General features: G+C 51.8%; 17 protein-coding genes. 1 reads left to right on the top strand and 16 read right to left on the bottom strand.

All coding sequences use genetic code 11. The features are described from left to right. On the top strand, positions 1-568 hold a 568-nt coding region (locus tag H9S92_RS06375), incomplete at its 5' end, for an IS1 family transposase (protein ID WP_187465300.1). Between the two features lie 25 nt (positions 569-593). Here H9S92_RS06375 and H9S92_RS06380 read toward each other — a convergent pair. The 16 genes from H9S92_RS06380 to H9S92_RS06455 form a co-directional block, all read right to left on the bottom strand. Further along, the gene (locus tag H9S92_RS06380) at positions 594-785 is read right to left on the bottom strand and encodes a hypothetical protein (RefSeq protein ID WP_187465878.1); all 192 of its coding nucleotides are present in this window, start codon (positions 783-785) and stop codon (positions 594-596) included. Positions 786-1,330: 545 nt separating this feature from the next. Further along, positions 1,331-1,684, bottom strand: a complete 354-nt coding sequence (locus H9S92_RS06385) for a hypothetical protein (RefSeq protein ID WP_187465879.1) — start codon at positions 1,682-1,684, stop codon at positions 1,331-1,333. Positions 1,685-1,690: 6 nt separating this feature from the next. Then, complete coding sequence (locus H9S92_RS06390) at positions 1,691-3,202, bottom strand: RHS repeat-associated core domain-containing protein (RefSeq protein ID WP_187465880.1); 1,512 nt, start codon at positions 3,200-3,202, stop codon at positions 1,691-1,693. A gap of 206 nt (positions 3,203-3,408) precedes the next feature. Then, positions 3,409-3,975, bottom strand: coding sequence for a hypothetical protein (locus H9S92_RS06395; protein WP_187465881.1), 567 nt, complete (start codon positions 3,973-3,975; stop codon positions 3,409-3,411). Between the two features lie 4 nt (positions 3,976-3,979). Beyond that, positions 3,980-5,539, bottom strand: coding sequence for an RHS repeat domain-containing protein (locus tag H9S92_RS06400; protein ID WP_187465882.1), 1,560 nt, complete (start codon positions 5,537-5,539; stop codon positions 3,980-3,982). A 92-nt stretch (positions 5,540-5,631) separates the two neighbouring features. After that, on the bottom strand, positions 5,632-5,982 hold the full coding sequence (locus H9S92_RS06405; protein WP_187465883.1) for a zinc ribbon domain-containing protein YjdM: 351 nt from the start codon (positions 5,980-5,982) through the stop codon (positions 5,632-5,634). A 309-nt stretch (positions 5,983-6,291) separates the two neighbouring features. Then, positions 6,292-8,049, bottom strand: a complete 1,758-nt coding sequence (locus H9S92_RS06410; protein ID WP_187465884.1) for a hypothetical protein — start codon at positions 8,047-8,049, stop codon at positions 6,292-6,294. 10 nt (positions 8,050-8,059) lie between these two features. After that, the gene (locus H9S92_RS06415) at positions 8,060-9,796 is read right to left on the bottom strand and encodes a YncE family protein (protein ID WP_187465885.1); all 1,737 of its coding nucleotides are present in this window, start codon (positions 9,794-9,796) and stop codon (positions 8,060-8,062) included. 298 nt (positions 9,797-10,094) lie between these two features. Then, a complete protein-coding gene (locus H9S92_RS06420; protein ID WP_187465886.1) occupies positions 10,095-10,958 on the bottom strand; it encodes a T9SS type A sorting domain-containing protein in 864 nt (287 codons plus the stop codon). A gap of 275 nt (positions 10,959-11,233) precedes the next feature. After that, a complete protein-coding gene (mutS, locus tag H9S92_RS06425) occupies positions 11,234-13,921 on the bottom strand; it encodes a DNA mismatch repair protein MutS (RefSeq protein ID WP_187465887.1) in 2,688 nt (895 codons plus the stop codon). A gap of 188 nt (positions 13,922-14,109) precedes the next feature. Continuing rightward, the gene (locus H9S92_RS06430; RefSeq protein ID WP_187465888.1) at positions 14,110-14,706 is read right to left on the bottom strand and encodes an RloB family protein; all 597 of its coding nucleotides are present in this window, start codon (positions 14,704-14,706) and stop codon (positions 14,110-14,112) included. A 74-nt stretch (positions 14,707-14,780) separates the two neighbouring features. Next, a complete protein-coding gene (locus H9S92_RS06435) occupies positions 14,781-16,049 on the bottom strand; it encodes an AAA family ATPase (protein WP_187465889.1) in 1,269 nt (422 codons plus the stop codon). 215 nt (positions 16,050-16,264) lie between these two features. Next, entirely contained in the window at positions 16,265-16,828 is a 564-nt protein-coding gene (locus H9S92_RS06440) for a class I SAM-dependent methyltransferase (RefSeq protein ID WP_187465890.1), read from the bottom strand. 304 nt (positions 16,829-17,132) lie between these two features. After that, positions 17,133-17,420, bottom strand: coding sequence for a hypothetical protein (locus H9S92_RS06445; RefSeq protein ID WP_187465891.1), 288 nt, complete (start codon positions 17,418-17,420; stop codon positions 17,133-17,135). Positions 17,421-17,486: 66 nt separating this feature from the next. Further along, positions 17,487-18,821 carry a UDP-N-acetylmuramoyl-tripeptide--D-alanyl-D-alanine ligase gene (locus H9S92_RS06450; protein ID WP_187465892.1) on the bottom strand — a complete coding sequence of 445 codons (1,335 nt, stop codon included), beginning with the start codon at positions 18,819-18,821 and terminating at the stop codon, positions 17,487-17,489. An 82-nt stretch (positions 18,822-18,903) separates the two neighbouring features. Continuing rightward, positions 18,904-20,415 carry an SUMF1/EgtB/PvdO family nonheme iron enzyme gene (locus H9S92_RS06455; protein ID WP_187465893.1) on the bottom strand — a complete coding sequence of 504 codons (1,512 nt, stop codon included), beginning with the start codon at positions 20,413-20,415 and terminating at the stop codon, positions 18,904-18,906. Between the last annotated feature and the right edge of the window lie 3 nt (positions 20,416-20,418).

Consider the following 20,418-nt stretch of genomic DNA (forward strand, 5'->3'; position numbering starts at 1 on the left):
TAGCGAAAGGGTAAGCTTACGTGGAATTTGTCGTTCCATGGAAGTGAGCATGACTTGGCTGATGAACTTTGCGGCTTCAATCTGGGAGCAAACGCCGGACAATTTGGGAGTAGATTACGAGCTCCTAGAGAATCTGAGTGATGAAGAGCTACAATCCGTTGAAATTCAATTAGATGAGATGTGGTCTTTCGTCGGCTGCAAGAAAAACAAGCGTTGGATTTGGGTAGTCTATTGCCCAGCGATCAAGCAGGTTTTGGCCTTTCATGTTGGAGGTCGAGGCAAAGCGGACGCCGAAAAAATGCTAGATAAGCTCCCGCAACGGTTAAGAGATCACTGCCAGTTTGCTACCGATTACTGGGAGGCATACTACCAGACGATACCAAGTGACCAGCATCATCCGAGTAAGGCGCTTACTTTTTTCATTGAAGGTTATTTTACGGGCGTCAGAGCAAGGGTAAGTAGATTGGTTCGGCGCAGTGTCGCTTTCTCGAAGAAGCTAGAGAACCATGTGGCGGCCATTGGCTACTTCCTCTGGCAGCGAAACTTGATGGCTCACCATTACTATTGATACACCGCAATATTTTTTAATGTTTTTAAAACCCAAATAGATTCTTCAAATACATATATTCTTCGGGAGCAGTATTAGGAATAAACAAGCCTTCTGCTCTTAAAATTACATCCCCGAAGGCTTTTCCGGCGATGGGGGAAGCGTCGGTTACGCTGGCGAGGCGAGTTCCGGTGGTCCCAAGCGCATTCATTCCAGCGATGTGGGTAGTTGCGGTCATGCGGCTAAGATAATGGTTTTTGCGGGGCGGATGGAGGGCTTGGTTTTGGCGCAGTCCAAACCAGCGAATCCGCAGAACTGAACCTCCCTAGAAAAGGCCAGACCACTTGGCTGGTAGTTCTTCCAACTTCAAATCTTAACAAAACAGGCCAGACGGCTGGTTGCCGCTGCTATCTTGTCTGAATTAGGATTTATTGGATTTGAAGATTGGCTAGATGTGCTGGGGAAGCAATGCATTTGGCCTTCGGTGAAGGGGCTGGGATTGGTCGATAGCTATGGTTACGGTTTGATGGCACTGAACAAGAAATATAGTCTAGCTACCCGCTTTTGCCCATGTCTGATGGTTAAACGATACTTGTCACGAAACTTACATATCTAAGAGCTTGTCTAAAATTTTTAAGAACTGATAATCAATGACTTACGGTTCTGGCTAGACAAAAAATTGCGCGCATAGTGAATTACGTAAGCCATTTTTTGTGACGCTAGGTTCGTAAGTGCTTGGTTATCAAGAAGTAAAAATTTGGACAAGCTCTAAATGAAGGAGAATTATAATTTTGGACAGCTTCCCGGGAGACCGGGCTGTATCAATTTATTAGTAAAGGGGTCAAATTCAAATTTATAGTATAGCTCTTTCCCCATAAGTGGAGGGTAATGAATGTAGTGATGATACGAAGAGTCGCTTCTGCTGAGTTCAATTTTTACCGTCGGCTTAACGTAATTACCTGTCACTTCGTAAAAATCGATTAGCCTCATACCGGTATAGAAATCAGGGCACTTTTTATAAATTTTTTTTAGCTCTATTTCAAAAGCTATACGCCTATAAACTTCCACCCCGTAGGGAGCTAAAAGAATCAAAACCGTCAAAAAATAAAACCACAAAGAAATTTTTTTTTGGAACATACTAGCTTATTTTCCGCGTGGAAACCCAACGGGTAGTGGAGAAAAATTTGGTACTTGCCTTTTGTATTGCCCTGCCAATTCACTGTATCTAGGAGCAAATATTGGTATATAGCCGCGCACTGTAGGTACCCCTTTACCTGAATTGCCGCCATTTCCATTGTCTCCATAACCGTCATATCCAGCCACTTCGGTAGGAGGAACGTTGCTCCAATTTGGGGCATTATCAGGGGTAGTAGCATATAAGCCGGTAAACCAGTCTTTCAAAGCAGCAAGAAATTCCGCACCTTCTAGATGGCCAAATTTCTTGGCAAAAAGCTCGCCTTGAAGATTTGATTGGAGATCTTCGTAGCTATAGGTACTCGGGTTTCCCACCAATGCCTGATAGCCTTCCACAACTTCTCCCAAAAACGTTCCAGGGTATATAGAACTTAAACCAGAGTTAATAAAATGCGAGATATCGATCCAGCCTGCTCCTTCTGTATATATGTAAAGCCAGCTAGCACCAGTACCATCTCGTCGGTCACTATTAGTCGCAAACTTCCTCTGAAAGGTCGAAAGCTTGAAATAATCTTGCATCCCTTTAAGGCTAGTTACCCCATTCCCTTCAAGATCGGATATTAGATTGTCAATTGTAGTTGCTCCACTTTTGACAGGTTGCTCTTCATTCATACTATTCTGAAGATTAGCAAAGAAGTCCTGTGCAGCTTGGCCTGTCAGTGTTATTGAATATGCTCCATCAGGATCAATAACGTTGATTGGGTTATTAAGACCATAATTATATGGGGAAACAGAGTTGAAACTTGCGGCTGCTGGATCCACCTGCCCCCATCTCCCCACCGTCGGATCATACCACCTCGCCCCATAATCCATCAACCCCAACTCCTCATTCAATTCCTTCCCATTAAACTTATACCGCACATCCTCCGCCCCAGCAGCATTCATCCAACTGTAGTTTTGCGCCAGGCCGAAGGGGTAATAATGGTTCTCCTGTAGCACCTCGTTGCTGCTCGTGTTCGTCACGTCTATTTTGTTGTCGCCGTTCAGGTCGGCGAAGGTGAGTCGGGTATTCCCCAGGTGGTCGCGAATGGCGTATTCGTACTGCCATCCGCCGCCGGATTTTGGGGTCACGCGCCCTTCTTCGTGGTAAATCGCTTCCAGCAATCCTTTGCGGTATTCGATGCCGCCTTCGTAGTCGTGGACATAATTATCCGCTGGCAATGGCCCGGCAGCGGTGGTCCGCAGTTTAGTGCCCGTCGCGTCGTAAACCATCGTCAGCGACTTTCCGCCGCTGTAGTTGATCGTTTGCGGCAGGTTCAAATAGTTGTAAGTGATCGGGGTCGTGATGCCTTTGTAGGGATCGGTGCTCAAATTCCCGTTGGCGTCGTAGCCGAAGGTGCCCGTGCCTGGTTGGAAGCCGAAGGCTTTGCCGGCGGCGGGGGAAGCGTCGGTTACGCTGTTGAGCGGGGTTCCGGTAGAACAACGCTTGATTATTCCAGCGAAGTGGGCAGCTGCTGTCATGCGGCTAAGATAACAGTTATTGCCGGGCGGGAGGAGGGCTTTTTGCGTGGCGGCGGGGGTTAGTCCTTCAAAATTCGCCAGATATCGGCAGGGGTATTACACATGGCGCCTTCGCATTGGTTCCTGCGAAGTTCCGGCGGGCGCTGAAAGCTGGCAAGATGGGGTTGGCCGGACGGTTACCCAAGACGAATACCGCGTGTAACTACTCATTGGGGCAAGGGGGGGCAGGGTGGCAATGCTATTTTAAATGACCCAGAAGAAATCATCTCCGCTAAAGAAACTGGCCATATTATTGTCTCACAGATACCAGTTTCTACCCGTGTGAGTCCCGATTCTTTTAAAAAAAACTCAACCGTTGCATGTGGGTAGTCATTCATTGCCCCAGGGTACAAATCATCCTTTTTTTCTTGTGCTAATCTTAATGAGGACTCCCATATTGTATTATAATCTTCAAAATCCACGGCTCTGCAATTTTCGGTAAAATCCTTCTTCAAGGGGCCACCACTAATTTCCTTTTGACAAACCAGAAAATGAGTTGAAAACTTTGATATGGTAAATATATTACCATTAAGACCTAGTGGTCTACTTATAGATAGTCGAATCTTGTCCACTGGGCTGTTTTCAAGCATGTCTTCACCATTTAATGACCAGCCATAAATTTCTCTCGCTCGTGCGAGCTCGGCCTCTGATGGTTCTTCATCTTTTGATTCATTACTCGGGCACCCTAACGATATTAGAGTAATAATGAAGTAAAAAATATATTGTTTTCTCATTTTGTTATCTAGGTATTCTATGGCCAAGCCAGTTTATAACTTGCCCAACTCCGTTAGGTATTTCGGTTGCTAAAGTTTTTGGATTCATTCTAGTACTTGAGTAAATACTGTAACCATGTACAGAACCTATCAACAACGGCTGACTACGATCAAAACCCTTACTGTGTAAAGTTTTATCATAGTCTACACCATATCCTCCTAAAAGCGATGACGGTTGATGGATTCTGTATACATTATCTCTAGAAATACTAAGGTTATCTGCTCCTTTCATTGGATGCACGTGGCCAGTCATAACGATTCCTGGGAAACTCTGTTTCAAAGAATACGCAGCTGGCATATCAAAACTATTTGCTGACCGATTTCTGTCGCCTATGTCAACTGCTTGGAGTTGTTTCGACCCTTCGCCAAGCACCAATGCAAATGCCCTTTCTTTATTTTCAGATTCTGCTGTATTTACGACTTCGCCCATCTGTCTTCTTGTTTGAGTACCAATAAAATAAGATGATGATGCTCGATATAAACTTCCCATACTATTCGCATCATCTGCGTCAATTCCAATTGCACTTGCTAAATAAGCTACAAAATCGGAAGTGCCATCTTCTATAAAATGATCTTCATTTACGTGGGAATCATTTATCACATTGACTAAAACACCTTGAGTGTCGTATACTCGAGTTGTATCTCCCAAAGGATCAACATTAGTGATTGGATTATTTAACATTGAATTATATGGCGAAGCCCATGTGAATGCCTCAGCCTTTGGATCCACCTGCATCCACCGCCCCAAAGCCCCATCATAACTCCGAAACGGAGCCATCTCCCAGCCCAATTCCTCCACCCGCTCAATCCCATTAAACTTATACCGCACATCCTCCGCCCCAGCAGCATTCATCCAGCTGTAGTGCTGCGCTAAGCCGAAGGGGTAATAATGGTTCTCCTGCAGCACCTCGTTAGTGCTGGTATTCGTCACGTCTATTTTGCTGTCGCCGTTCAGGTCGGCGAAAGTCAGTCGGGTATTTCCCAGGTGGTCACGGATCGAGTACTCATACTGCCATCCGCCGCCGGATTTTGGGGTCACGCGCCCTTCTTCGTGGTAAATCGCTTCCAGCAATCCTTTACGGTACTCGATGCCACCTGCGTAGTCGTGGATATAATTATCCGCTGGCAATGGCCCGGCAGCGGTGGTCCGCAGTTTAGTGCCCGTCGCGTCATAAACCATTGTCAGCGACTTTCCTCCGCCGTAGTTGATGGTTTGCGGCAGGTTCAAATAGTTGTAAGTGATCGGGGTTGTGATGCCTTTGTAGGGATCGGTGCGCAAATTCCCGTTGGCGTCGTAGCCAAAGGTGCCCGTGCCTGGTTGGAAGCCGAAGGCTTTGCCGGCGGCGGGGGAAGCGTCGGTTACGCTGTTGAGCGGGGTTCCGGTGGTCCCGCGCCGATTCATTCCAGCGTAGTGAGCAGCTGCTGTCATGCGGCTAAGATAACAGTTATTGCCGGGCGAGAGGAGGGCTTTTTGCGTGGCGGCATACCCTGTTCTTTGAACATTCGCCTGACGTTGCCGAGACATTCCGCGTAGCGTCTTTGTATTGTTTCCTGCAAGGTCCCTGCGGCTAATCAGTAAGGCAAATCAGCTCCAAGCCCCTCGCTGCCAACGCTTTGCTACACCTTCTTCACAAATTCAGATTTAAGCGCCATCGCTCCGTAGCCCTCGATTTTGCAATCGATGTTGTGGTCGCCGTCCGTCAGGCGGATGTTTTTCACCTTGGTGCCCACCTTGATGGGTTTAGGGTGGCCTTTTACGGGAAGGTTTTTGATCACCAGCACCGTATCGCCGTTTTGCAGCACGTTGTCGTAGGCGTCTTTGACAACCAAGCCGGTCGGCACGTCCGCTGCTTCTTCTTGCGGGGCCGACCACACCAGGTCACATTCCGGGCAGGCGAACGTGTCGTTTTCCAGGGCGTAGGCGTAGGGGGAGCCGCAACCGGGGCAAGTTTTCAAGGTATCTGGCATAGGAACGGATTTTTAAGCGCATCGGCAACCAACGCAGTTGCCGAAGGACAAAGGTAGGGGAAGGAGCCTTAGGGTCCTTGCTTTTGTATTTTTTGGGCGCGGCCGCAGGTGCGAGGTACGCCACGCTGAAAGCAAGGGAAGCCCTAATCTTATTCCAACATCACCTTACCCATTAGGGTCCTTCCGCCGTCGCGCACCACATTAGGGGGATAACTACAGTCCTTCCGTATGCTCCCCTTCGAACCCAGTCAGGCTAATCTCAATGCCGAAAATATGATACCAAATCCTCATTCCTGTATTTCACCTCCGTCATTCTATGATCACCAAGTTGTCCGTTGTCTCGAAATAAGCGTAAAATTGTTGGCTGCCACTGGGGAAAGCTCCGAATTGTAAATGGTGAGGCAGGCTACGCAGAAAGGTAAAATCAGTAGCGTTAAAAATAGACGTGGAACCAGCCGCCAATTGGCCGTCGTCAGAGATGGCAAGGAGGTAGTCATTGAAAGAACCCGCTAAGCTGTTGAGGGACGATGTTAGTCGTTTCTGTCTTCCGTGAAAAAGGCATGCACCGTCCGCAGAAATAAGGATACGGTAATAAAAGGCGTGGAAGAGATTCGTAATGCTGGTCTCCATGGTAAGTAGTCCATCCGCTGCAAAGTAGCGCTGTAGTGTGCCGCCAAAAGGCTCATCGCTCCCTACGTAAAGCAAGCCACTGGCCGCGTGATAGGTAGCCGTGGGATATCGACCAATGGGTATTTCACTCAATAACTCACCAGAAGTTCCACTGTATAACCGCAGCATACCTGGAAAATCATCAGTAAAATATACCAGATTGCCCATACCGACCTCCACCAGACCTGAAGAATGATTATGTGAATCGTCAGAAGGCAATTCAATCTCAATAGTACGCAGAGCCATCTGACGCTCTAGGTCAAATACTTCTACTACTTGTTGTCCTTCGATAAGCACATAAAGCCGGTCAGCCGAAGTATTCAGATGGAAGGACACCGGTTTGCCATTAAGGGGCAGGCTATGCGTTACCGCTCCTGCATCCACATCGATAAAAAGTAAGCGCTCATTCTGCTGATCAAGCGCATATAGAAAAGAACGCGTAGGGTCGGCTATAAGGCCCCCTAGCTTACCGCCAACATTAACTGTGGGATACTGAAATTCTGCAACCAAATCATCTGACACCAAGTTTCGGGATTCTAGTTGTTTTGTAATCCGGTATTTCGCCTCCCTACCAACTATAGCCTCAGTATCGGTAAAAGTACGCTCCGAAAAAGGCAAGAAAGCAATGTCCATCTCCTCTCCCGTATCCTCATAAATACGGGTAACTACGTAACGAATGAATTGGGTGCTGTCCCTGCTTTCCCATTCGATTACTGTGCCTGTCAAGCTCGCTTGAGCAAGTATCAGTACCGGGGTATCGGGCACAGGCACTACATCGACTAAGCCCCTGTCACTATCAGAGAGATCCGTATCATCTGTAATTTTGAAGGTAAGCTCGTGCCTGCCCAGCGAAGTAAGTGCAAATCTTAAATCACTGGCAAAAAAACCTGTCGGCCCTTGAAAAACTACCCCATCAAGACTACTGGTGATTGTTAGACTCCAAGGTATGCCCATCGGCTGGTCCTCATCTCTGATTAAAAACCCTACTGTTATTGAGTCTCCCAGCAAAAATATAGAAGCAAAGTTCTCATTAAATGAATTAATTTCCAGATCGGGCGGGTTATTCCCCTCTCTAAATTTGATCTCTCCGCGAAATACTGGGTGATCGTTTATGGTGAACGCTACAGACATTGTTCCAAAGACAGTATCTTTAGCAACAAATAAATAATCTCCAGTCGGGATATCGCGAAATCGAACAATCCCGTTTGCATCGGTAACCTGAGCCCCTACACCTTCCACAGCAGGAGTAATGGTAACAACAACACCCGTAAGCGGACCATTGGGATTGGTCACCGTTATCTCTGCTGAACCAGTAAGTATCATCTCTACTTTTTCGCAAGTGGAGCCTAACAATATCACCAGCAGCACTGGCAAGCCATAATAAAGAGATATTTTCATAGCAGAACGATTAAAAAGGGCTAACCAGGATAAGGTTGGAAAACATTTCGTGCGAAAAGAGGCGATTGTTGGCTGCATCGTATGCAGTAAAGTCCACACCGATACGAGAAGGCCCAAGAGGGATAAAGTTTTCCATATCCCAAATCCATTCGGCTCCGAGTGCCCGACTACCATCGCGGTTAGTTGCGTGAAGTTGTTCGCTGGCTCGCCCTAACAACGTCAAATCCGTAGCTCGGTATTTAGCCGTATGGTACATCACTACCCTTCCATCGGTACTTAGCGAAAGCCGTTTACTGCCAAAGTCTTCGGCAATTTGCCTGGCGGTAATTTGCCACTGCTGGTTGGGGCTAATGACAAAACGTACCAATTCGCTAGCTGAACTATTAGTTTGGTACGTAAAAAGCGCGTTGCGCTCCAAATTGGCATGTAGGCCAAAGTAGTTGACTTGAGTAACATCCAATAAAAGGCCATCCGAAGCCCTTAATAGAAAGAGATCAGAGACAACAAAAGGCGCTGCACCCACGGCCAGATAACCGCCAGCCAAGTACTCAATTCGCCCGCCACTAGTAATTGCCTGCGGCAAGGGTAAATAATGGCTAATTTGCCGATTGATAAGATCGACTACCGCAATCTGGTTACTTCCCTCGGCAACTGCATAAAGCGTATCTCCCGTCAAATCAAGACTGAGGTCTTGCGGGTTAGCCCCAACGAATAAGGCACTTTCTACCGCCAGGGAATTTGTGTTGATAAAAAGTAATTGATTGCTGGTTTGGTCCAATGCATATAGGTAGGGCCGTCGTGCATCAGCGGTGAGGGCTACAACTGTGTTTTGAAGGGTGATCGCTGGCAAATCCACTCTCCCGGAGACTAATTCACTTATTTCACTGGCATGAGAGGGGAAATTGACAACCAAAAAATAACGCATCTCTTTATTAAAAGGAAAGTCACTGTCTATGTACGTGTTAGCAGACCGTTCAGAAGAAGAAAAAAGCAAATCTTCTAGGGTCTCCCCCTCTCGGTACCTCCAGAGCTGGTATTCGAAGTCACCCGGCCGCTCCCACTCTTCCCAAGTGATCTTCAGGTCAGTGCCGATTTGCTCAACCGAAACAATGGTAGGAAACTGGAGCATCGGTACTACCTGAATAGTCACACTATCCGTAGCAACACGACCCTCAGTATCTGTTACCTCAAACCGGATCAAATGCTCGCCTACGGTAAGATCATCTCGCAGAAAAGTAGAAGTACCATCAGGCTCTGCCCGTTCTGTTGAAAGCTCCCCGTCTAAGCTACTTGTCCAGCGTACCGACAAGGCGGAAGCCTCATCCCGATCATCTTGGACATTACCGAAGAAGTATACATCTTCACCATTGCGAAATATCGCGTTATCGATATTAGTAGGATGCACCAATTCGATTTCCGGAGGGCGGTTTACCCTCCCCTCCAGAAAAAAATAAAAATCGGATGTCTCCTCATCTTTGACGGAAACCAAACCCGTTGCCATGCCAAATTCAGGGTGGCTGGCTTCGACGAGGTAATCGAGAGGGCTAATATCGACGAATTCAACCATTCCAGTGGTATCCGTTAGCATCGATTGCCCACCAGGGTCCAGCGAAATCATTACACCTTCTACCCGTCCGTCTGGATTGGTAACCGTCACCCGCAAGGTCCCCGCCTCTTCCTTCTGGCAACCTAAAACACTAAGTAGTAGGAAACAGCCATAAACCATCGGGGTCAACAGTCGAATCATAAGGCACTGACTTTAGAAAGGTGAAAATGGGTCTAACGTGGCGGTTGACTCTAAGTATAGTTGATCCTCCTGAGTCAAAACGAAAACCATCATTCACCTGTATAGTTTGACTATTAAATGTTAATCTTTTATCCTACTACGCCTCCATCAAACAGGGCATTCACCCCGCTAAAACCAGTATGCTCAAACGTGCCCGTGCCTGCCTTAAACCCAAAGGCCTTTCCTGCGGCGGGTACTGCGTCGCTTATGCTGTTTAACTTGTTCGTCCCGGCTTGGACGCTGTAAGTCAAATTACCAATCAGCCCCCTCCCTCCAAAACCACCTTCCCCATCATTACCCGACCAGCATCCCGCACGGAAATGAGGTACATTCCTCTAGGAAGTTGGGCTAAAGACAAAGTAGATCCTGAATTGGCGTAGCTGGCCACTAAATTACCCAGTACGGAATAAATTTCAACCGTCGGGGCAGTAAAATCAACGGGCAAATCCAATCGAACCACGTCAGTGGCCGGATTAGGGTAAACCTTCAACTGCTCGGCCACCCGAGACACCGAGGCGAGGTTGCTGATGTAACTGGCCTCCACCTTATCCAGTAGAAAAACGGAATAAGCCATCATCTCCGGCACTAAGGCAAATACGTAGCCAAAAGCCTCAAACTCTACCCTAAACTCCGGATACCGCTCCCGCCACTCCGGCAAGATGGTAATGCTGCGCTGCTGAAATTCTTGGTCGGTAGTCCGAATAGTATCCGAAAAAAGCACCTCGTCTTCGATCCCCGCCCGGATTTCCACCAGGCAGTAGCCCAACCCCGCCAGACTATCGCAGCGGGAGCGGTAATCAATTCGGTCCAAATCCCGCGTGGCAATCGTCTGCGCTATCCATCCCTCAATACTCGCATCATAAGCCCGCTGCTTGCTTTCTATTTTGGCGTAGTATTGCTCGCCTTCAATCAGTCTTTCTACCGAGACGTTATTAAAGCCGAAGAAGTCATTGTGGTTGGAAGTCTCCCACATCACGAGACCAAGGTAGGGTTGAGCCGTATCGATCAGCACCCAATCCCGAAACTCGGGATTCGCGAACTGCGCATTGCCCGTAGCCGGAAACAAACAACTCAAAGCAAAAAGGGCAAAGAAAGTGAAGGCGCAAATAGGTCGCTTTAACATGAGCAGGGTGTTTTCTTAAAGTAAATATAGGGCGTACCTCCCTATTCTGGGCTATTCCGTGAATTTGGCAAGCCAAGCGACAATTTATGGCGTTAAAACACGCAGCATGGGCTCGCACCTCCTGGTTGTTCTCTTCGAAAGCGCCAAAACCCGCTCCGACAATTTACCTCCCTAATGCAAAACCTTCCACCCAGACCCAAAGATCCGCCCAGCGCAGCGAGGGGATTCCTCCCCTCGTTTTCGTTACATCAGGACTGCGCAAAGACGATCACCCCCTACCCCTCCAACATCCTCCGCAATTCATTCAGCTTCATCATACACTCAATCGGCGTCATATTGTTGAGGTTCAATTCCTCCAGCGCCGCTTTGATGCGGCCCGCCGTAGGGTCCACCGTTTCGAAAATGGACAGCTGGGGTGCGGGCTGGGAAAATTGCCGGGCCGCAACGGGTTTCGCCTGAGGGCCCGCCTGGCCTTGCTCCTTATCCCGCAACTCCGCACCTGCGGCCGCGCGCCCATCGGCATCAATGTGCTGTGATTCCAACTGCGCCAGAATATCCGTGGCCCGGGTAATGATCTCCGGCGGCATACCCGCCATACGCGCTACGTGGATGCCGAAACTGTGCTGACTGCCGCCGGGAACGAGCCGCCGCAAAAAGATGATCCGGTTGCCGTGCTCCTTGATGGCTATCGAATAATTGCGGATGCGCGGATGGCGGTCCGCCAACTCATTGAGTTCGTGGTAGTGGGTGGCAAACAACGTCTTGGGCCGCGCCTGCCCGTTGCTGTGCAGGTATTCCGCAATGGCCCAGGCGATGCTGATGCCATCAAACGTACTCGTGCCGCGGCCAATTTCGTCGAGCAAGACCAGGCTGCGGTCGGTCACGTTGTTCATGATCGAGGCCGTCTCGTTCATCTCCACCATGAAGGTCGATTCGCCGCTGCTGATGTTGTCGCTGGCCCCCACGCGGGTGAACACCCGGTCAATGAGCCCCAGCCGCGCCCGCTCCGCCGGCACAAAACTCCCCATCTGCGCCATCAGGCATATCAGGGCCGTCTGCCGCAGCAGCGCCGATTTACCCGCCATGTTCGGACCGGTAATCATGATGATTTGCTGGTCTTCGGGGTCCAGGTGCACGTCGTTGGGCACGTACTGCTCCCCTACCGCCAGCTGCCGTTCAATGACCGGGTGGCGGCCCTGGATGATTTCAATGTCCTTGGAATCGTCCAGCTCCGGCATCACGTAGCGGTTGCGGTTGGCGATCTTGGCGAAGGAAAGCAGACAGTCCAGCTTGCCGATCAAGGCCGCGTTCTGCTGCACCGGCGAAATGTAGTCTTGCAACCACACGATGAGGTCTTCGTAAAGCGCTTCCTCGCGCTGGAGGATTTTGTCTTCGGCGTTGAGGATTTTGTCCTCCAGGATTTTGAGTTCCTCGGTGATGTAGCGCTCGCCGTTGGTGAGGGTTTGCTTGCGCGTCCAGTCGGCCGGAGCCTGGTCTTTGTATTTGTTGGTCACCTCCAGGTAGTAGCCAAAGACGTTATTGAAGCCAATCTTGAGGCTGCTGATGCCCGTCCGCTCGGCTTCGCGGCGCTGGATATCGGCCAGACGGCCCTTGCCGTTGCGGGTGATGTCGCGCAGGTCGTCCAACTCAGCGTCGAAGCCATCGGCGATGACGCCCCCCTTGTTGAGGTTGACGGCCGGCGATTCCTGCAGGCGGCGGTCAATTTCCGCCCCCACGGCCGGCAAGTCATCCAGGCGCTCCGCCATGTCGGCCAGCACGGGGTTAGCCGACTCGGCCAGCAGCCGCCGGATGGGGCCCAGCGCGCTGAGGGCAGCGCGGAGCGACCTTACTTCCCGGGGATTGACCTTGCCCAGCGGGACTTTGGAAATCAGGCGCTCCAGATCGCCAATGACGCGGAGCCTTTCGTCGAGGTCCTGCAACAGCGCCGGCCGCTCCACCAGGGCCCGCACCACCGTATGCCGGGCGCGGATGGCTTCAGCGTCGAGCAAGGGCAACACCACCCATTTGCGCAGCAGACGGCCACCCATGGGGGTGACGGTGTGGTCCAGCACCTCCACCAGCGGCACGCCGTTGTCGTGCGGACTGTACAGCAGCTCCAGGTTGCGGATCGTGAAGCGGTCGAGCCAGACGTAACGGTCGTTGGCCAGGCGATTGATGCGCGTGATGTGCTGGAGGTTGCGGTTTTCCGTAGTTTCCAGGTAGTGCAGTATGGCTCCGGCGGCAATCTGTCCCAGCAGCAATTTTTCAATGCCAAAGCCCTTCAGGCTGATGGCCTGGAATTGCCGCAGGAGCTTTTCCTGCGTGTAATCTTCGGTAAAAATCCACTCGTCACGCGGGGTGAGGTAAAAGCGGTCGCCGAAGCGCTCGAGAAAGTCTTTTTTGCGGTCTTTGCTCAGCAGCACTTCCTTGGGCTGGAAGCTTTGCAGGAGCTTATCGGTGTAGTCCGCCGGGCCTTCGGCTACCAGAAATTCCCCCGTACTGATGTCCAGCAGACTCAGGCCATACTGGTCGCGCTTGCCGCCCGCGTAAGTGACGCAGGCCAGGAAGTTGTTCGTCTTGTGCTCCAGCAGTTTATCGTCCACCGCCAGGCCCGGCGTGACGATTTCGGTGACGCCCCGGCGGACGATCTTTTTCTCCTTCGAGGGTTTCTCCAGCTGTTCACAGATGGCCACGCGGTAGCCCGCCTTCACCAGCCGGGGCAGGTAGGTGTCCAGACTGTGGTAGGGGAAACCCGCCAGCTCTACGTCGCTGCCGCCGTTGTTGCGGCTCGTCTGGATAATCCCCAGGGTCTGGGCCGTCTTGATGGCGTCTTCGCCGAAGGTCTCGTAGAAATCCCCCACGCGGAAAAGCAGCAGGCTATCCGGGTGCTTGGCCTTCACCTGCTGGTACTGTTTCATCAGCGGCGTTACCTTGCCGTCGCCCTTGTCCTTGGATTTTGCCATGTGCGCGAAGATAGGCGGTACGCCGCAATGCAGCCACGGCCCATCCCGAAATGTTTGCCCCAGCCACCCAGCGCCAGTTTTGCGGTGCCGTATTTCCTGCCGGGCGCGGCCGCAGGTGCCAGGGGAAGTCTTGAAGAGCAATGCCCGTCCGCCTCCCGCCAACCCAACCCAGGACGAGTCACTTTTACTTACTCATACCTCTCCTTCTTCTCCCGGGTAATCAGATTATGCACCAAACGGTAAACGGTGGTAATGGAAGGCTGATCTTTATATGGATAGTCCTGGTATTCATCATGTAGGCTTTTGGCACGGTTTATGGCCTCTTCACGGCTGGCGCTAGGGTCTTCTTCCAATCGGTTGGCGATATCCAGTGCGGAAGCCGCTTCTTTGCCAAATTGCTCGTAATCCGTTTCCCAGCGTTGGGACAGATCAGCATACAGTTGTTGACGGGCAATTCGAGTGGTTACGTTTTCGTAGTGGAGGCGAAACCAAATCTCGAAAGAATCAATGGAATAGGCCACTTTGACACCATGCTTTTTGGCGTACTGAATCGCGTCAGCGAATTCGGCGTACTGCTCATCACCACGGGCGGGGTTATAGTCAAGATCGAAAACTACCCAGACCTCAGTGTAACTTTTCCCTTCGGAATTAGCAATGGCTTTTTCCACCAACTGTCGGGTAGAAAGTTTGTAGTGCTTGTAATCAACCTTCAGCACGCCTGGAACACTAAAGGATTCGAAGTAAAACTTCTCGGTATTCTCTCCTTCTCCCACCAAGTAAAACACCTCCGGGCTGTTTCTTTGCGGCGGGTTGAGTCGGGTCGCTCGGGATTTTCCGGAAGGTTTTCTACTCCGCGCCATTATTCCGAAACAATTAAACGCTCAATGTTTGGCACCGCTTCATAAAGCCCGCTCAGGTAATCCTTCTCGTGGCTGGCATCATTGCGTACGTACTTAATGTCCGAAAGGCTGAAAATTTCAGACGCGCCCTCTTCATTTCTCTGTACAAAGGCTACCTGATCCCTCCTCAAGAGATTAGAAGAAAGCAGGTTGGTATCATGCGTGGCAACAATCAACTGGGCGTGATTAGGATTACTGTCCGGCTCAATGAACATTTCAATAATTGCGCGCGATAGTGTAGTGTGTAAACGCGCTTCAAACTCATCAATCACCAATACCTCTCCTTTAAGTATTGCGGAGATGATAAACGGCGCCAGTAAAACCAACCGTTGGGTTCCGGCGGATTCCATTTCTTTCACGGGCCAACCATAGAATTCTTTCTGCTTACTTTTTTTGTTAAAATAAGCGTGCGCAAAAATGATTTTACTTTCTCCCAGTTCTCCAATATCTGCCTTAGCTTCCTTCAGCAGTTCCTGATCATCTTCATGTTCAGGATGAATAATGGAATCTACCTTAATTCCGATTTGGCGAAGAAATTTAAGGGTTAATTTTCTTGCTTGCGGGTCTTTGAGAGCATCCTGGGCCAGATCGCGAATGTGTTCATCGATCACCCCACCAACGACGGTAATTTTACTTATGCCAGCCATAACAGAGGTCAGCACATTGCTTTTACGTATAACGCCTAAGCTAAGAAACAAATCATCCTTGTCCAAGGCATCTATTTTAGGATTCAAGCTTTGGTTGATTTTCTCGCCTTCCGGAAAAACTTCGTCATTGAAAATCACGTCATTTCCTTCTCGCTCAAAATACATATTCTCTTCAGCGCCGGAACGGGCGAATAGCCACTCGGAATGAAATTTTTCTTGATCGACTTCGAAACCGTAGCGGTAAACAACCTCTTCGTGATCAAATTCCAATTCGAAGAAAGTTGGTTTATCCTGTGATTCACCATCCAATAGAAAGGGAACTACTTTTTTAAGAATTTTTTTCTCGGAAATTGATTTTTTGCATATCGTCACAAAAGTGGCGAGACCCATTAGCAAGTTGCTTTTGCCACTACCGTTTGCCCCGTAGGCTACTTTCACTTTTAGTCCGGAGATTCCCCCAACGATCGGTACTACACTATCGTTTTGAAAAGAGTACCTCGGCTTCTTGTTTGTAGCGGCGAGGTTAAAAGTCTGCACCTCCCGGAAAGACCTGAAATTACCGATGCTGAAGCTGATGATCATTGTTGTGAAATTTTCACAAATGTAACAAGCCAAAGCCAGAAGTAGTTGCTGCGGATCCCTCCAATCACTGCTTCTCCCCCACTTCCAACCAAACCAACCAGGAAAAACTTCCTCCCCCCAGCTCCTTTTATTCCACCTCCGCACCTGCGGCCGCGCCCCTTTCCCCCTTTAATCCCTTGCCCCTTTACTCCCTTCCCCCTTTAATCCTTTACTCCTTACCCTCCCATCATGCAGCTATAAACAAAAGCCGGCGGCAAATTTGCCAGGGTGTAACTCACCGAAACCCGGTGGAAGTAGTCTTTCAACAGGCTATAATCCTGGAGGGCGTACTGGTACTGCCGGAATTGCCCGGTAGCGCCCAGGACGATGCGCGTTTGGCGGAGAATCTCTTCTTTCACCTCCTGGGGGATCATTGAAAGCGGCAGGCTGGAAATGACGAAGTCAACGCTGCCGGGCGCGAAGTACTCCGTCAGCCGCTCCGCCCCGACGGCCAACACTTCGAGCCGGTCATCACCAATGTTGGCCAGCTCCGCTACGAAGGATGGGTTAATTTCAAACGCAGTCACTTTACTGCCGGGGTGAATCCGTTCCAGTATGGCGTGAGTGATGCTGCCGTCTCCCGGTCCTAACTCAACAATGTTAACCGGTCGGTCAGCCGGGAGTGCCGCCACCAGCCGCTTCGCCAGCGCTGGCGACGAACTGGCAATTGCCCCGGTAGTGCGGATGTTCTTCACCGCCTCTTTAAAAAAGGACCACTTCTTGCCCATGCGATAAGTCAAATTAAAGGACCAAGGTAGTCTTTTTTCAACAGGTATTGTCGGGGCTTTAGCCCAACTATCCCACCTTCTCGACCAAAGGTCGCCCAAGGTATTGTCGCGGCTTCAGCCCGACCACCCCACCTTTCGGGCGTCGGCCCGACTACCCCTTCCTCCCGATCAAAGGTCGCCCAAGGTATTGTCGCGGCTTCAGCCCGACCACCCCACCTTTCGGGCGTCAGCCCGACTACCCCTTCCTCCCGACCAAAGGTCGCCCAAGGTATTGTCGCGGCTTCAGCCCGACCACCCCAAGACCGCAGACCCCAGGTTAATCCAAAAAATACTCCAACAAAGCCTCCAACTCCTGCCCAATGGTCTGGTCCGGGCGGCTCCGGCCAGCCCTGGCGTACCAGTAATCCGCGTTCGGCTTATCCCCTTCCATGCGGTGCAGTAGTGCGTGTATCCAGGCCGCGTCGCGCCCTGGCGTAGCGTCAATGAGGTCGTGGGCCTCCTGCCAGTGCCGCTTACTGATCAACCAGAGGGCGATGATTTCTGGCCCACAGTCTACCGGGGGGGCATCCCCCTCAAGCGATTGCTGAAATTCGTTGCGTAGCAAGGGAAATGGGGAGTTTTATCGAAAGGAAAATGTTCGTTTCAAAAAGTGAAGGTAGCGCGGGTTCCGCTACGGTAGGCTATCCTCGGCCAGTAATTGCTCCAGGCGGTTCCCCCGGCTTCCTTTTACGAACACTGTTTTGCCAGACCAATCCTGCGCCCAAAACCACTTGGCCAGTTCCGTGCTGTTGGCAAACCACGGGCGCTCAAATTCTCTGGCGGCTTCCCGCGTTCCTTCCCCCACCAAAATCACCGTTTGTGCCGCCTGGCCGGCCCGCAGTGCAATGCGTCGGTGGGCAGCCGCCGCCGCCTCCCCCAACTCCAGCATTTCGCCGAGAATGGCCACGGCGGCCTCCGGACGGTAATCGGCCGCAAAACCCGCTAAGGCCGCTTCCATGCTGCTGGGGTTGGCGTTGTAAGCGTCCCAGTAAAAGTTCACATTCCGGTGTTGCAAAGCCTGGCTGCGGTGGTTGGCCGAACGGTAGGCCTCCAGCGCCGCAACAATCTCCCGCCCCGGTACCTTGAAGTATTTCCCCACCGCAATGGCCGTCTTCACATTCTGCAAATTGTGCTGCCCGCTCAGGTGGACCCGGCAGCGCAGCAACGCTCCGCCCCCGCTCAAAAAACCTACCTCAATTTCCGGATGGAGGGCAAAGACCTGGATTTCCATCTCCGGCACCTCCGCCGTTGGCGCCTCGCTGACCTGGTAGCCAATGATCCGCGTACATGCGGCGGCCATTTGGCTCAGGTGAGATTCATCCCGGTTTACGAAGGCCACTCCGTTGGTAGCGGCCAGGTAATCGTACAGTTCTCCCTTGCCCGCAATTACGCCAGCCTTGCCGCCAAAGCCCTCCAGGTGGGCCTCCCCCACGTTGGTCACCAAACCGTGCGTGGGAAGGCCCAGGGTACACAACTCGGCAATATCTCCCCGCCGGTTGGCCCCCATCTCCAGAATGGTCATCTCCGTATCCTCCGGCGTGGCCAGTACCGTCAGAGGCAACCCAAGGTGGTTATTGTAATTGCCCGGCGTAGCGTGGACGCGGTACTGCCGCGACATCACCGCCCGCACCAGTTCCTTAGTGGTGGTCTTCCCGTTGCTGCCCGTGATGGCCAAGACGGGCATCCGGTGCCTTCGCCGGTGTTCAATGGCCAGCTGCTGCAACGCCACCAGGCTATCTTCCACCAGCAAGTAGCGCTTGTCCTGCGTCACCACGGCCGCAGGGTCATCCACTACCGCGTAGGCCGCCCCTGCCGCCAGGGCCTGGGCTGCGTAGTCGCTCCCCTTCACCTGCGTCCCCGTCAGGCCCACAAACAAATCACCCGGCCCCACCTGCCGGCTGTCAATCCGCACCCGGGGGTGGGCCTGGTAAATGGCGTAAAGCGCAGCGTCGCTAGTGTAAGTCATGGGGCAAATATAGGAAGTCCCCGTTGGCAGTGCCAACGGGGACTTTCAGTCATCTTACCCGCCGGTTGCGGGGCAGCAAAGCTTAGCGGCGGGTACGGCGGCTCTTCTTAGGATCCGCACCGAAGCGGTTGCCACTGCGGCCCGTTCCGGATACGGAGGAGTCTCCACCCACGGAAATCATCGCACAACGGAAGCCAACCGTACGGCTGGATTTGTCTTCGTCCATGAAGCGGCGGGTACCGGGGCTCAGCCAGTAGGCACGGTCGGCCCAGCTGCCGCCCTTGTACACGCGGGCTTTGTCACTGATCAGCGTGTGTTCGTTGGTGGCGTATTCTGCTTCACTCTGGTCGTCACCGTCCAGGTAATTGAATACCCGGCCTTTCTTATAGTTGTCGCGCTCGGCGGCATCAGCGTCGTCCACGTATTCGTACTGGAGGCGACCGAGGCTGTCTTTGGGCAGCGGACGTCCATCAACGGGGTCACGCTTCAGTTGGCGGAAATCGTTACCGCGGAAGGAGTTAAGGTCGTGGTTTTCAAAGTCGTTAAGCGTCTGGGAAGTCAGCGGACGGTAAAGGTCTTCCACCCATTCGTTGACGTTACCGGCCATGTTGTAGAGGCCGAAATCGTTCGGGAAGTTTTCCGTGACGGCGGTCGTTACGGAAGAACCGTCGTTGGGCTTGCCGGCAATACCCATGTAGTCACCACCCCGGCGCTTGAAGTTGGCGTACATCTGTCCCTGGTAGCGGTCGTGGCGCTGGTAACGCATGCTGTTGCCAGACCAGGGGTAAATGCGGCGGTCGGTGTAGTTTTCGTCTTTTTCGTTGGCTTGCAGACCGGGCAGTGCCAAAGCAGCGTATTCCCATTCTGCTTCCGTGGGGAGGCGGAACTCCGGCTGGAGCATACCGTCTTCCTTACGTACCTGGCGGTCACCGCCCGTACGCAAGTCTTTAACTCCTTTGCGCACGTCTCCGGTGTACTGGCCAGCGAAGTAAGAGTCGGTAACGAATACCTGGTCGTCCTTCGGAGCGGGGTTGGGGTTGAGGATGCCTTTGTCAATCAGGATGGCCTCGTTTACCCGGTCGGTCCGCCAACGGGCGTACTCGCGGGCCTGCCGCCAGCTGACGCCCACCACGGGGTGGTCTTTGGTAGCGGGGTGACGCAGGTAGTTTTCTACGTAAGGCTCATTGTAGGAAAGTTCGTCCCGCCATACGAGGGTATCGGGCAGGGCCCCCAGGTACACCTCGGGGTAAGACTCACCGTAGGCCAGGTTGGTCCAATCCAGGTACAACAGGTAGTCAGCATTGCTGATCTCGGTCCGGTCCATGAAAAAGGTAGAGACCGTTACACGGCGGGGAATGTTGTCCCAGTCGTAAGGAACGTCCTCTTCGGTGAAACCCATCACAAAGTTTCCGCCGGGGATGAGCACCATGTTGGGGGGCGTTTCCTGACCAGCGTAGTCTTGCTTAGTTTCGAAACCTCCCCACTTGGTGTCGTTCATTTTCCAATTGGTGGTCGCCGAGCGGTCGTTCCGCCCGCAGGAGGAAAGGATAACCGCCAGGCCGAGGAAGGGAAGTGCTTTGAGCAAATATTTCATAAA

Origin of the sequence: Neolewinella lacunae (assembly GCF_014349155.1) — a bacterium.
In the GTDB taxonomy this organism is placed as follows: domain Bacteria; phylum Bacteroidota; class Bacteroidia; order Chitinophagales; family Saprospiraceae; genus Neolewinella; species Neolewinella lacunae.

What these genes read in the sequence shown, in the direction of transcription:
- H9S92_RS06405 (WP_187465883.1), bottom strand. Translation starts at nt 5,982, where the DNA reads ATGCCAGATACCTTGAAAACTTGCCCCGGTTGCGGCTCCCCCTACGCC.
- H9S92_RS06380 (WP_187465878.1), bottom strand. Translation starts at nt 785, where the DNA reads ATGACCGCAACTACCCACATCGCTGGAATGAATGCGCTTGGGACCACC.
- H9S92_RS06415 (WP_187465885.1), bottom strand. Translation starts at nt 9,796, where the DNA reads ATGATTCGACTGTTGACCCCGATGGTTTATGGCTGTTTCCTACTACTT.
- H9S92_RS06400 (WP_187465882.1), bottom strand. Translation starts at nt 5,539, where the DNA reads ATGTCTCGGCAACGTCAGGCGAATGTTCAAAGAACAGGGTATGCCGCC.
- H9S92_RS06390 (WP_187465880.1), bottom strand. Translation starts at nt 3,202, where the DNA reads ATGACAGCAGCTGCCCACTTCGCTGGAATAATCAAGCGTTGTTCTACC.
- H9S92_RS06385 (WP_187465879.1), bottom strand. Translation starts at nt 1,684, where the DNA reads ATGTTCCAAAAAAAAATTTCTTTGTGGTTTTATTTTTTGACGGTTTTG.
- H9S92_RS06450 (WP_187465892.1), bottom strand. Translation starts at nt 18,821, where the DNA reads ATGACTTACACTAGCGACGCTGCGCTTTACGCCATTTACCAGGCCCAC.
- H9S92_RS06395 (WP_187465881.1), bottom strand. Translation starts at nt 3,975, where the DNA reads ATGAGAAAACAATATATTTTTTACTTCATTATTACTCTAATATCGTTA.
- H9S92_RS06410 (WP_187465884.1), bottom strand. Translation starts at nt 8,049, where the DNA reads ATGAAAATATCTCTTTATTATGGCTTGCCAGTGCTGCTGGTGATATTG.
- H9S92_RS06455 (WP_187465893.1), bottom strand. Translation starts at nt 20,415, where the DNA reads ATGAAATATTTGCTCAAAGCACTTCCCTTCCTCGGCCTGGCGGTTATC.
- mutS (WP_187465887.1), bottom strand. Translation starts at nt 13,921, where the DNA reads ATGGCAAAATCCAAGGACAAGGGCGACGGCAAGGTAACGCCGCTGATG.
- H9S92_RS06435 (WP_187465889.1), bottom strand. Translation starts at nt 16,049, where the DNA reads ATGATCATCAGCTTCAGCATCGGTAATTTCAGGTCTTTCCGGGAGGTG.
- H9S92_RS06420 (WP_187465886.1), bottom strand. Translation starts at nt 10,958, where the DNA reads ATGTTAAAGCGACCTATTTGCGCCTTCACTTTCTTTGCCCTTTTTGCT.